The following is a 14,192-nucleotide window of genomic DNA, read 5'->3' as shown; positions in this document are numbered from 1 at the left end:
AGTGAAAAGTCTTTAAAGCACTGGTTTTACTGACTTTTCAACTTTCTTTTCAACATTCGCTTGCGGATTTAAGGTATTATGCCAATGGCTATCTTTTTGATAAAGATTCCAGTGAAGATATAGTCCAGGAAATATTTATTTATATATGGGAAAATGCCGAAACCTTAAACATCACCACATCATTAAGAGGCTATCTTTTTGCAATGGTTCGTAATAAATGTTTTAATTACTTAAGATCGATAAAAATTACGGATAATTACCAATTTCTGGATTTTAAAAATGAACTGATTACAGAATATGTTTTTGATACTGTTGACGAGCAAGAGAAAGAAAGAGTATATCAACAAACATTAGAGGTTGTGGATGCACTTCCTGACAAAATGCAACAGATTGTTAAATTAAAGTTCATGCATAACTATAAATATTCAGAGATAGCTAATGAACTTGGAGTATCTATTAACACGGTTAAAACCCAGCTTAAAAGAGCGAAGGTAAGAATTATTGAATTGGTCGTTTCCATATTGATTCTACTACAAATTTACCACTAAGGGCACGATGTTGATTTATTAAATTAATATTTTTTCCCTTTTAAATTTTTTTTATTCTCATTTTTTTGTCACCCTTTTTATTAATTTGTGTGTCACACTAATAAAGAACGCTATTATTGTGAATACATGGAATTCAAATTAATTATAAAAAAACTGAACAATACACTTTCTAAAGAGGAAGGGATGGCCTTTTCGGAATGGTATGAAGAATCAACAGCACATCAAGATTATTTTAAAAGAGTAAAAGATAATTATCAGCGAGATGGCAATAACACGGATGTTCAAAAAGGGTGGTTAAGGCTTCAAAAACAACTAAAAACACGTAGGCTAACAAAAGGTTATTATAAATATGCTGCTGTGGCGGTAGTTGTAATTTCAATAGCTGCAAATTTTATTCTAAATGAAACGCCTGCAAACATCACGCAACCTGAAATAGTCAATAACAATACAATTCAGATAGGCACAGATAAAGCCATATTAACATTGGAAGACGGTTCTGTTGTAGCTTTGGAAAAAGGGAACAACTATCAAACCCAAAATGCCAATAGTAACGGAGAAGAGCTTATATATAAGGTAAATAACGCGCATTCAAAACAAACGGTGTACAATTATTTAACCATCCCTAGAGGTGGACAATTCTTTATAAAACTATCGGATGGCACCCAAGTTTGGTTAAATTCAGAATCGCAACTAAAATTTCCTGTAAGTTTTATAGAGGGCGAAACCCGAGAAGTAGAATTAGTATATGGGGAAGCTTATTTTGATGTATCCCCAAGCACAGAACATAAAGGCTCTACATTTAAAGTAGTTAACAAATATCAAGAAATTGAAGTATTGGGGACCGAATTTAACATGAAGGCCTATAAAGATGATGCCAATATTTATACAACCTTGGTTGAAGGTAAAGTTTCAATTAATGCAGCATCTACAAACAAAATATTAAAACCTTCGCAGCAAGCAAATTTAAATCTTAATAACAGTGCCATGGAGGTTTCTACTGTTGATACGTATAACGAAACATCATGGAAAGATGGTGTTTTTAGTTTTCGTAGAAAATCATTGGAAGAGATCATGAAAGTCCTATCGCGTTGGTACGATATGGATGTGGAATTTGCCAATCAAGATCTAAAGAGCGCAGGCTTTAATGGAGTATTAGGAAAAGACCAAAATCTAAAAGATATACTAAATTCTATCAAGAACTTTAAAGTTATAGAAGATTATGAAATTATTGATAAAACAGTTTTTTTGAAGTGAAAAAATAAAATAAAAAAAGGGAGCGAAGCCAAACATTTTGCGGTGGCCCAACTTCGTCCCTCTAGATAGTAATAATTAAACCAATGTATAACTAAACACATGTCTAACTAAAAACAGAGTAAATTTATGAAAATTAATTTAATTAAGGTTCGGTCGTTCACCAGAAAACGAACGCTAATGGCTATTATGAGAACATTTATCTTCTTATTGTGCACCACAGTCTTTAGCTTTGCTACAGAAAAGTCGTTTTCTCAAGAACAAGTAATAATTGACGTAGATAAAGTAGTATCCGTCGATGAGGTATTTAATATCATCCAAAAGCAAACAAAATACCGTTTTCTATATCCTCAGGATTTGTTTTCAAATGCCCCTAAAGTAAATTTAAAAAGGGGGCCTATTAAGATATCTAAACTGTTGAGTCAAAGTTTTTCAAAAAACAATTTTGATTTTGAGTTTAATGAAAATAATACCATTTTAATAAAAGAAAGTACTATAGCTCCAGTTGCAGATTTAACAGCAAAACAAGGTGTTAAAATATCTGGTACGGTAACTGATGCTTATGGTCAGGTTTTGCCGGGTGCAAATATTATTGAAAAGGGAACTTCCAATGGAACGCAATCAGATTTTGATGGTAAATTTAGTTTAACTGTTTCAAGTGCAAAATCTATAATTGTAGTTTCATATATAGGCTTTTTAAGCCAAGAGGTAAATGTTAACAACCAGACAATTATTTCAATTGTTTTACAAGAAGATAGCGCCAAGCTTGATGAAGTGGTTATAGTAGGTTATGGAACAACTAAAAAAGTAAATCTAACAGGTGCTGTAGGTATAGCCAAGGGAGAAGTGCTTGAAAATCGAGCCATTGCCACCGTTGGGCAAGGATTACAAGGTGTGTTGCCAGGTTTAAATATCACGGTTAATAACGGGGATCCGGCAAATAATGTAGACTTTAATATTAGGGGTTTTGAATCTATCAACGGTGGTTCGCCATTAATTTTGGTTGATAACGTACCAATGGATTTAAATCAAATCAATCCAAATGATATTGAGAGTATTTCTGTGTTAAAAGATGCTGCTTCTGCAGCTATTTATGGAGCGCGTGCGGCATTTGGGGTTATTTTGGTAACTACTAAAAAAGGTAAAAAAGGTAAGGTTAATGTTACCTTAAGTACTGAACAAACCGTTACTGCACCTATATTTTTAGTAGATCCAGTTACAGATCCTTTAGTGTATATGACTAGCCAAAATGATGTTGCTTTATTAAGTACTGGGGGAGCACCAATATACGATTCTAATCGTTTAGCTGATGCTTTAGCATATTCTCAAAACCCTACCGAAGCAAATGCTTGGTCAGTCAGAAATGGGTTGTTGTTTTATAATGGTTTTAATGATTACCAAGACAAAGTAGTAACCAATCAATCGTTTCAAAAAAAATATGATTTATCTGTTTCCGGGGCTAGCGATGAGGCCACTTATTATGCGTCTATTGGGTATTTAGGAAAACAAGGATATTTGGTTAACGATGCAAAAAATCAAAATTTTGAACGTTTCAACGCTTTATTGAAAGCAGAGTTTAAAGTGAACAATTGGTTGAGTTTAGACTCTAAAATTATTTACACGAATACTTCTAATGATGAGCCACATACTTATGCTTTTGATGCTAGTGTAAATTCTGTAAACAGAATGAGCCCCATAGAGCCATTGAAATTTCCAGACTTACCATTCTATAGAGTACAAGGAGACCGCGATGATTATATTCCTTTTATTGGTCAGGCATTTGCAAACAACAACACCATACCTTATTTGGAACAGGGTTCTCGTGATACCTCTACAAGACACGATACTTGGTTTACACAAGGATTAACCATAACACCATTTGATGGTTTTGTTTTAAAAAGTGATTTCTCTTATAATTCATTCTTTCAATCTTCTGAAGATGTGGCCAGTAAAATATCTGTTATCAATGGATCTAATTTTTCTAATGGAATTGATTTAGGGGCTTAAGCTTAGGTAATGGTTTTAGTGCCAACGATTTGATAACAAACACAAATCAATATAATCAATATTTCACTTTTAACATATTTGGCGAATACACTTATGATAAATTAGAGAACCACTTTTTTAAAGGGATGGTTGGTTTTAACCAAGAAGAGTTAAGAACTAGAAGGCTACAAGGTAGAGCAGCAAATTTAATTACACCTGAAATAATTGATTTAGGAGCAACTACGGGGACACAAAATGCTTTTGGAGGACGTTCACATTATGCATTGCGAGGTGCTTTCTTTAGATTTAATTATGACTATAAAGGAAAATATTTATTGGAGCTTAATGGCCGTTACGATGGTACGAGTCGTTTTCCACAGGATGATCGATTTGGTTTTTTTCCATCGTTTTCTGCTGTTGGAGAGTTTCCGAAGAATCGTTTATGCAAGGTGCCTCTAGCTGGTTAAGTAATTTAAAGTTTAGAGTATCTTATGGAGAATTAGGAAACCAAATTTACACGCTAAACGGTCAACAAGACTATTATCCTTATGTTCCATCTTTATCATCAGGTACTGCGGGTTATACCTTAGGTGCGGGGCAATTGCCTACTGTAAGTCCAGCAAACTTAGTGAGTCCAACACTAACATGGGAGTCTGTAAATACAAGAAACCTTGGTTTAGATGCCGCTTTCTTCAAAGGGAAACTAGACATATCTGCCGATGTGTATGTTAGAGAAACTAAAGATATGTTATTGAGAGTAAACTTGCCTACTATTCTAGGTGCTTCAGAACCACTAGAAAATGGTGCAAACCTAGAAACCAAAGGATGGGAACTTGCGCTTAATTGGAGAGATAAAATAGGAGAAAACGTAAAGTATAGTATTGGGTTTAATTTATGGGACAACCAAACAAAAATAACTAAATATGGTGGTGATAACCCAAGTATTAATGGGTTTTATGAAGGAAAGGATATTGGAGAGGTTTGGGGTTTTGAAACTGTAGGCTTGTTTGAATCTAATGCGGCTGTTGCTGCGGCACCTAGTCAAGGTGCGGTAGCTAGTGGTGCATGGTTAGCAGGTGATATCCAATATGCCGATCTTGATGGGAATGGTATTATAGATAGAGGTTTACAGCGTTTGATAACTGAGACGGGTGAATTTAATACGGGCGATCTTAAAGTTATTGGTAACACCACAGCAAGATACAGTTTTGGGTTTACACCTAGTGTCGAGTATAAGGGATTATCATTAAATATGTTCTTCCAAGGCATATTGAAAAGAGATTATTATCCAGACCAAGGCCCACACACGTCGTTTTGGCCATATAATAGTTCTTTGATTTCTGAAGACTTCATTCAAAATTCCTGGTCCCCTACTAATACAGGTGCCTACTTTGCAAGACCAAGAAATTATGACCAAAGAAATATTCAAAGGCAAACGCGTTTCTTACAAAATGCAGCTTATATCCGTTTGAAAAACGTAACTATTAATTATAATCTTCCAAAAGATTTAGTTTCTAAATTCGGTATGAGTAATGCTGCTATTTATATTTCTGGATAAAATTTATGGGAATTTACCAAAATGCGTGGCACTTTAGATCCAGAGCAAACCTTTAATAACAATCTACTACAACAATATTATTTTGAGCGTAGTGGAAGTATTGGTTTAAGAGTAACATTTTAATTAATAATAAAAAATATACAATGAGAACAATAATTAATAAAATAGGGATATTTTTAATTGCAGCTTTGGTATTACTTAGTTGTAATGATGATTTCTTAGAGCGTTTTCCACTCGATCAATTGAGTAATGAAACCTTTTGGAAAACTGAAAACGATTTAGCGGTATATAATAACACGATATATGATTTAACAAAAGAAGATAGAGAAACGGCTGTATTAATGGGACATGATGCCTTTATACGAAGCATTGATGGAAGTTACACGTATTTGGATGGTTTTTCAGATAATTTTGCACCTCCAGCAGGACAAAGTAGAGCGAATCGTTTTAAAGAAGTGCGTGCCGGCATACACATTCCTGAAGGAGTGCAGCTTTTTGGATATCGCGCGTGGAACTTACTTAGAGCTATTAACGTAGGATTGGATAATATGGCAACTTCGCCTGTACCACAAAACACCAAAGACAAATACATTGGTGAAGCCCGCATGTTTCGTGCTTGGTTTTACTATGACAAGGTGTCTAAGTTTGGTGATAACCAATGGGTTGACCATGAAGTAAAAACCAATGAAGACGACATCCTATTCGGAACCAGAGACCCTAGAGAGTTCGTGATGGATAAGGTATTGGAAGATATCAATTTTGCGGTTGCTAAACTACCAATAAGTTGGGGTGGAACTAGAAATCCAGGTAGACTGGATCGTTGGGATGCTTTGGCATTAAAATCAAGAATTTGTTTGTTTGAAGCCACTTGGAGAAAATACCATGGAGGCACCAATGCCAATGCATGGTTTCAAGAAGCAGCAACGGCATCAAAACAGCTTATGGATACTGGACCATATTCACTTTATAAAACTAATAATCCTTTAATGGATTATAATGCGACGCACCGCGTGTTAAAAGATTTAACAGGTAACTCAGAAGTGATTCATTGGGTTAAATATGAAACTGGCGTACGTAACAATAATATCATGAAATATTTTCTTTTTTATACCGGTGGTATGACAAAGGATGCTATTGATGATTATTTATGTACTGATGGTTTACCAATTGCCCTTTCTCCTCTTGATGCAGATGTTACTAAAATTGAGGATGTTTTTATAGGTAGAGACCCACGTTTAAGACAAACGGTGATGCATCCAGCAGACCAATCTTTTTATAAATATAATCAAGGAACCGCACTTATTTATCCTAGACTTACAGGGATGCCAAACCCAGGAGGAGATCCTTCTACTACAGGATACCATATTATTAAAATGTATAATAATTTAGCACATTTAGGGCAAAACCAAGCAGAAACGCCGGGTATTGTTTTTAGATTAGGCGAGGTGTATTTAAATTATGCCGAAGCTATGGCTGAATTAGGTACGATTACTCAAGTTGATTTAGATTTAACCATTAATAAATTAAGAAGTAGAGTGGGTATGCCTGCTATGGGATTAAATCCGCCCATGGATCCTAAATATGCAGCAGATGGTCTTTCTTCATTAATAATTGAAATAAGAAGAGAGCGTCGTATAGAATTATTTGCAGAGGGCTTCCGTTACGACGATTTACGACGTTGGAAGTGGGGTAAAAAATTAGAAAAGAAAAGTTACGGTATGCTTTGGGATGCAGCGGCAATTGCAAGATTTCCTGGTGCTAACGTGCAAACTGAAATGATTGATGGGAAGCCTTATATTGATGTTTATAAAGGCACACCATACGCTTCACCCGTATTTGATGAGAATAAGCATTATTTATGGCCAATGCCACTAGGTGCATTAGGAGAAAACCCTAATTTGGGCCAAAACCCAGGTTGGGAGTAATAATATGTAATTAGTATGTGAGTTAGTTTAGTTGAGTTTTAAAAGCCCAAAGTTTTGTTTATAGAAATTGCGGGCTTTTTTAAAATTCCTTTAATATTAAGTACTTTGAATAGGATGAGATCTCTTTCAATAGTTTGTCTATTACCATTAACGTTTTTTGGATTGGATTCTTTATCCCATTCACAAAATGTTCCTGAGCTGTTATACTTTAAGGATGATGGGGAAATACCAAACAGTAAATTCCCATTGCTTTTGTATCGAAATGCCATACCAAGCAGCATGAGTAATCCAAGTAGCTGGTTAACTAATAAATTCGCTACAAACAATTGGACCAACCCATGGCGAAACGGTATTTATCCATTCCACCATTACCACAGTACGGCACACGAGGTTTTAGGTATTCATTCTGGCTCTGTTATAGTACATCTGGGAGGGGAAAAAGTTTAAATCAGTTCAATAGGAAGAAATAATTAGAGTGCGACTTTCAGGAAAAATAAACCAATATTTTGATAAGAATGAAAAATTTAAAAACGGCATTGATCTTCGTTTTAACTATAAGTTGTTCTTTGAGTTTATTCAGTCAGAATGAATCAGAAGGGCATTATAATGGAGTAAAATTACAAAATCCGATTTCCGAAGCATTTATAAAAAAACATTTATCAAAACAATCGCCTAAATTAATACTAACGCCATCAACAGAAAAACTTCTAAAACAAAAGCTAAAAACGGATACGTTAGTAAAAACCTATTATGCCTTTTTAAAAGAAGAAGCTTTTAGAATTCTTGAAACGCCATTATTAAAGCTAGAACTGGAAGGGTTTAGATTTCCTGATGCTCGTGAAGCGCTCCGGAAGTTAGCCACTTTAAGTATTGTCTATCGCATCGATAAAAATCCTATAATCCTAAATAGAATCAATGAAGAATTAGTGGCCATTTCTTCGTTTGATAGTTGGAACCCGCAACATTTTTTGGATGTGTCGCAAACCGCTTTGGGAGTTGCTTTGGCCATTGACTGGAATGCCAATACGCTGCCAAAGGAAACCATAAAACTGGCCAAAAAAGCATTAATGGAAAAAGCGATTCTGCCAAGTTTCAACACAACCAGTGAGCGTATGGGTTGGATTGATGGCAGCAACAATTGGAATGCGGTTTGCCATGGAGGTATGATTGCTGCTTCATTAGCCATAGCCGATGAAAATCCGGCACTTGCTGCCAAAACCATTTCACGCGCTTTGGAAAAATTACCCAATTCGTTAAAGGAATATGCACCCGAAGGCGTGCATCCCGAAGGCCCATTCTATTGGCGTTTTGGAACTTCATATACCGCAGTTGCTTCCAATGTTCTTAAGACTGCATTAGGTACCGATTTTGGAATTTCAAAAAGCCCTGGGTTTATGCAAACTGCCGATTATAGATTGGAAGTCACTGGGCCCTCTGGAGATTGCTTTAATTATGCTGATTCTGATGGAAAAACAGATGGAGACGCTTCTGCTGTATTAGCTTGGTTTGCAGCACAGACGGGCAATGGTGCTTATATAAACAAGCCCTTTTTCGAATATCCAAACAACCCGGATTTGCTTTTAGCGGAAGAAGCTCTAATTCAACAAAACGAAGGCAGATTTGCTGGTGTTGCTTTAATTTGGTTGGCCCAGTGCAGTTTTGAAAATACAACCCAGTTGCCTCAAGCTTGGTATGGAAAAGGGCATGTGCCCATTGTGGTTTTTCGGGGGGATAAGGATGATACTAAACAATTTTATTTAGCGGCAAAAGGAGGCTCCGGGTTAATCAGTCACGGAAATATGGACGCTGGCACTTTTGTGTTCGAATTGAATGGAATTCGATGGGTAATCGATCCTGGAAATCAAAATTATTACCCTTTGAACAAAATAGGCTTTGAATTATCGAATAGTAAACAAGACAGTGAACGTTGGACCTTATTGACAAAAAATAATTTTGGACATAGCATTGTTACTGTAAATAATGAATTGTTCAATGTTAAAGGAAATGTGCCTGTTGTTGATTTTAAAGACGATGAGATTCCAAAAGCCACTTTCGATTTGACGGAATTATACATGGGAAATATCAAGTCGTTAAAACGCACATTTATTAAGGAAAATAATCAATCGCTTTTAATTGAAGACCAATTTGAAATTAATGAAGCAACTCAAATGGTTACTTGGCAACTGATGACCGTAGCCGATGTGGAGCCCACAAAAAACGGTGCTATTTTAAAACAAGACGGGAAAATTTTGAACCTTTCAATTCTCTCTCCGGAAAATTTAAAAATATCAATTATTTCTTTAGATCCCGCACCATTAAAGATTGACAAACAAATCAAAAATCTAAAACGTATCGAAATACGGATACCTGCCTATTTTTTAAAGGGTAATGGCGGGTTGCTACAAGTGCGTTTATCAGATAAAAAATCAAATTAGAATATATTAATCACTTAAATATCAGTATCATGAAAAACTATTTTATGCTTTCGTTAGCCATTTTCACACTGCTTTCTTGTGGAAATAAGAAGAAAAAAGAGGACACGACAATAACGGAATCCGCCGAAGTAAAAGCACCAAAAACAACATTGACCCTGCTTAGGGAAACTACGGATTTACCAGCTTTGGAATCAGTTATTTTTGATGAAAAAAGAAACGTGCTGTATGTGTCCATTCAAGCGGATAAAGAACCGGGTGATGGCTCCATTGCTACCGTGTCATTGGATGGTGAACTGCTTAATTTAAAATTCACATCAGGACTAAACGACCCTAAAGGAATGGCTATTGTTGGTGATAAATTATACGTTGGAGATCTTTTCGATTTGGTTGAAATTGATCTGGAAACAGGAAACATTTTAAAAAAATACACCGATAAAAAAGTAAGGTATTTTAATGATGTTACTGCCGATGGAGCAGGAAACGTGTACGTTACAGATATGCACGCCTCTTCAATTTACAAGTTAGATGCCAATAAAAATTTTACCGAATGGTATGATTCTCCAGAAATAGAAAGTGCTAACGGAATTTTGGCAGTAGGAAATGAACTCATCATTGGCGGTTGGGGATACTTTACCGATGGGAAAGCCTTGGATGCGGGCATTGGCAAGTTGCATAAAATGAATATAGAAACACAAAAATTATCAAGTATTACACCAGTGCCTTTAGGAAACTTGGATGGCGTTCAGGTATTGGATGATAACAGTTATATCGTTTCAGATTGGAAAGCAGGCAAAGTGTTTAAAGTGAACAAAGATGGAACTTACGAGGAATTATTGGATACCGAACGAGGGGCTGCCGATTTATGGTATATCCGCGATAAAAAACTATTGCTACTCCCTTTAAATAAAGAAAATAAGTTGGCTTTTTACGAGGTTAATTAGAATCAATAAAAATCCGTGACCCTAGCGATAGCGAAATGGCGAAGCAAATCCGTGTCAAATTTTTAATCGGCTGAATAGTGAATAAAATTATAATCAGTCAAAAAACACGCATCAGCACAGTACAGGATTCTATTAGCAGTGCGTTCAATTATAGTGTGATTTTAAAATAAAACTGATTTTTCAAATAATATAAATTTCTGCTCATGTATAAACTTTGTATTTCATTTTTGATGATGTCCTTTTTAGCGGCAGGTCAAAGCAAACCAATACCATCAACTAATAAAAAAGATGATGATTTCAATAAAAAAGTGTCTTCACTTTTAAGTAAGATGACGCTAGAGGAAAAAATTGCCGAATTGACCCAAGATGCACCAGCAAACGAGCGGTTGGGAATCCCGATGATGATATATAGCGAGTGTTTGCACGGTTTGTGGTTAGATGGCGCTACGGTATATCCGCAAGCCATTGCATTGGGTGGTACTTGGGAACCTGAGTTGCTTCGTGAGATGACCACTGAAATCGCAAAAGAAGCAAGAGCCGCTAATATAACCCATTGCTATTCTCCAAATCTGGATGTTATTTCTGGTGATGCACGTTATGGAAGAGTGGAGGAATCTTATGGCGAAGATCCGTATTTAGTATCTAGAATGGGTGTTGCCTTTATTGAAGGGTTGCAAGGTACGGAAAAAAAACGTTTTGATAAAAACCACATTATAGCAACCGCAAAACACTTTGTTGGGTACCCAGAGAACAGGCGCGGTATTAACGGCGGATTTAGCGATATGTCCGATCGCAGACTATATGAAATTTATATGCCTCCTTTTGAAGCTGCTGTTAAAGAAGCTAAAGTTGGTTCGGTGATGCCAGGTCACCAAGATTTTAATGGAGTGCCTATGCATATGAACACTCCTCTTTTAAAAGGGGTGTTAAGGGATAAATGGGGCTTTGATGGCTTTATAGTTTCTGATAATAACGATGTTTTGCGCTTGAGTTCCATGCACTATATTGCTAAAGATAAGGTTGATGCGGCCATTCTAGGATTGAAAGCAGGAGTAGATATGGATTTGGTTATAGGGAAAAGTCCAGATTTTTCTACCTATACCTCTAATGTATTGCAAGAGGCTTTAAAGAGAGACCCTTCTATTATTAAGAATATTGACCAAAGTGTGTCCCGAATTTTAACAGCCAAGTACAAGTTGGGCTTGTTTGAGACCAAGGATAAAGTGTATCCCGATACCATTGTAAGCACACCCGAAAGTCAGGCGGTAGCCTTGAAAATTGCTAAAAAAGCAATAACTTTATTAAAAAACGATGGCAACTTATTGCCATTGGATAAAAACAAAATTAAAAGCATTGCGGTTATAGGCCCTAATGCGGCCGAGGTTCGTTTTGAAAATGGCAAATATCCTCAATTGGGCGGTTATGCTGGAATTCCACCATATTACATTTCAGTTTTAGAAGGCATTCAAGATAAGGTTGGAAAAGACATCCAAATAAATTATGCTGAAGGCGCTCCTTTAAAAAGCGAATCGACAGCAGGTTTTGCCGAAGCCATTGCAGCAGCAGAAAAATCGGATGTCGTTATTTTAGCTGTTGGAGGATCAACCGAGACTTGCGGAGAGGGTCTTGATAGAGACAATTTGGATTTGTTCGGAGCACAAAATCAGTTGGTAGAAGCCATTCATAAAGCAGGAAAACCCATCGTAGTGGTTTTAATAAACGGACGCCCATTATCGATCAATTATATAGCAGAAAATATTCCTGCTATTTTAGAAACATGGTATTTAGGGATGAATTCCGGAGAAGCCATTGCTGAAACTATATTTGGAGATAACAACCCCGGGGGGAAACTAACGGTATCCTTTCCACGTTCGGTTGGGCAATTGCCAGTAACTTATTTGGAACGACCAGATTTTGTGGGTTCAGGAAAAGGACTTTATAAGTTTGCAGATAAGTCACCTTTGTTCCCGTTCGGATACGGTTTAAGCTATACCACTTTTGAATATTCAAATTTAAAACTTGCCAAACAAAGCATACCAGCAGATGGGAAAACTACAGTTTCTGTTGATATTACCAATACAGGAAAAGTTACAGGTGATGAGGTTATTCAAATGTATGTGCGAGATGATTTTGCATCGGTTGGCAGATATAACAAAATGCTAAAAGGATTTGAGCGCATCGCTTTAAATCCGGGAGAAACAAAAACAGTGGCTTTTGAACTGAATTTTGATAATCTCTCCATTTACAACCAAGAGATGAAAAAAGTGGTAGAGCCAGGAGATTTTACTATTTCAGTGGGCGCTTCATCTTTAGAAAAAGATTTGAAAACTATTAAGCTAACAGTAAAATAAGATTAATAAAAAATGAAATTACGATTAATAGATAAACAGGCAGCCTTTACACTAAGTATTTTACTTTCATTAATTGCTAATGCCCAAAACCCCATAATATCCCAACGTTATACAGCAGACCCCACAGGACTGGAGTACAACGGCAGATTATATGTATGGGCATCTCACGATATTGATGGGCAAAAGCGTTATTGGATGAACGATATTACGTGTCTGTCTACAGACGATATGCAAAACTGGACAGACCATGGCGAAGTGTTTAAAGCTCCAGATGATATGCCATGGGTAACGCAAGCTTGGGCACCATCGGTAGTAGAAAAAAACGGCGAATTTTATATGTACACAGGTGATGGTAACAGAAGTGTTAATGTGTCCGTTAGCGACAGTCCAATAGGCCCTTTTAAAGGCGTTGGCGGCAAACCGTTAATCACAAAAGAGACACCAAATGCTGATGTGGAATGGCTTTTTGACCCCACGGTTTTTATAGATACTGATGGGCAAGCCTATTGTGTTTTTGGTGGAGGTCCTACAAAAATTCAAGCCGATGGAAAACGTCGTAAAAATGCAAGAATTATCAAATTGGGCGACGATTTGGTTAGTACCGTTGGAGAAGCCGTTTTAATTGATGCTCCTGGTTTTTATGAAGGAGGTTATATTAACAAGCGCACTGTAAATGGCATCACGAAATATTATTTTTCATACTTTACAAATATTGGAACAGGTATGAATATTGACTATATGATGAGCGACAGCCCTATGACGGGTTGGGAGTATAAAGGCACCGTGTTACAGCAACCAAAAGATAATTATAACAACTCGCATGCTAGTGTGTTTTCATTTAAAGATAAATGGTATTTAGGGTATCATACTCGAAAAATTGCCACCGATAGAAATGTAGATCCAAAAATAGCCTTGCGTCAACGCTCGGTGTGACAGGATTTTTTTAAAATTCACAAACACCTGATATATAGTATTTTAAACACTTTTAATATAATATGGTTCACCGAATTGCACACTAAAGTCAAAAATAACTAATTAAAAACAAAATTTATTTGTTTTTCTGATTCAGAAAGATACAAATTTAATCAATAAATATTGACTTTACTTATCAACTCCTATCAACGGGTGTACGACAAATTTCCCATTATGCAGCATTTTGACATAATTTGACGATTCTGTTCCATTTTTTGCTTTTAT

11 protein-coding genes are annotated in these 14,192 nt (G+C 36.2%); all 11 read left to right on the top strand.

From position 1 onward, the window contains the following. Nucleotides 1-20 precede the first annotated feature (20 nt). The 11 genes from ACU1LP_RS18010 (at nucleotide 21) to ACU1LP_RS17960 (ending at nucleotide 13,928) form a co-directional block, all read left to right on the top strand. Complete coding sequence (locus tag ACU1LP_RS18010; protein WP_445736965.1) at nucleotides 21-548, top strand: RNA polymerase sigma-70 factor; 528 nt, start codon at nucleotides 21-23, stop codon at nucleotides 546-548. Nucleotides 549-674: 126 nt separating this feature from the next. Continuing rightward, nucleotides 675-1,802, top strand: a complete 1,128-nt coding sequence (locus ACU1LP_RS18005) for a FecR family protein (protein WP_445736964.1) — start codon at nucleotides 675-677, stop codon at nucleotides 1,800-1,802. Between the two features lie 126 nt (nucleotides 1,803-1,928). Beyond that, a complete protein-coding gene (locus ACU1LP_RS18000; RefSeq protein WP_445736963.1) occupies nucleotides 1,929-3,806 on the top strand; it encodes a SusC/RagA family TonB-linked outer membrane protein in 1,878 nt (625 codons plus the stop codon). A gap of 29 nt (nucleotides 3,807-3,835) precedes the next feature. Next, entirely contained in the window at nucleotides 3,836-4,252 is a 417-nt protein-coding gene (locus ACU1LP_RS17995) for a hypothetical protein (protein ID WP_445736962.1), read from the top strand. Then, complete coding sequence (locus tag ACU1LP_RS17990) at nucleotides 4,228-5,343, top strand: hypothetical protein (protein WP_445736961.1); 1,116 nt, start codon at nucleotides 4,228-4,230, stop codon at nucleotides 5,341-5,343. Before ACU1LP_RS17995 ends, ACU1LP_RS17990 begins: the two co-directional genes overlap by 25 nt. A gap of 143 nt (nucleotides 5,344-5,486) precedes the next feature. Next, on the top strand, nucleotides 5,487-7,268 hold the full coding sequence (locus ACU1LP_RS17985) for a RagB/SusD family nutrient uptake outer membrane protein (protein WP_445736960.1): 1,782 nt from the start codon (nucleotides 5,487-5,489) through the stop codon (nucleotides 7,266-7,268). Nucleotides 7,269-7,430: 162 nt separating this feature from the next. After that, on the top strand, nucleotides 7,431-7,715 hold the full coding sequence (locus tag ACU1LP_RS17980; RefSeq protein ID WP_445736959.1) for a hypothetical protein: 285 nt from the start codon (nucleotides 7,431-7,433) through the stop codon (nucleotides 7,713-7,715). Nucleotides 7,716-7,783: 68 nt separating this feature from the next. Then, nucleotides 7,784-9,703, top strand: a complete 1,920-nt coding sequence (locus ACU1LP_RS17975; protein WP_445736958.1) for a heparinase II/III domain-containing protein — start codon at nucleotides 7,784-7,786, stop codon at nucleotides 9,701-9,703. Nucleotides 9,704-9,732: 29 nt separating this feature from the next. Next, entirely contained in the window at nucleotides 9,733-10,644 is a 912-nt protein-coding gene (locus ACU1LP_RS17970; protein ID WP_445734460.1) for an SMP-30/gluconolactonase/LRE family protein, read from the top strand. A 203-nt stretch (nucleotides 10,645-10,847) separates the two neighbouring features. Beyond that, a complete protein-coding gene (locus ACU1LP_RS17965; protein WP_445733009.1) occupies nucleotides 10,848-12,995 on the top strand; it encodes a beta-xylosidase in 2,148 nt (715 codons plus the stop codon). A gap of 12 nt (nucleotides 12,996-13,007) precedes the next feature. After that, the gene (locus ACU1LP_RS17960; RefSeq protein WP_445734461.1) at nucleotides 13,008-13,928 is read left to right on the top strand and encodes a family 43 glycosylhydrolase; all 921 of its coding nucleotides are present in this window, start codon (nucleotides 13,008-13,010) and stop codon (nucleotides 13,926-13,928) included. Nucleotides 13,929-14,192 lie beyond the last annotated feature (264 nt).

It is taken from the genome of Mariniflexile sp., assembly GCF_052728615.1.
This window is presented reverse-complemented; position numbering and strand designations above follow the sequence as displayed.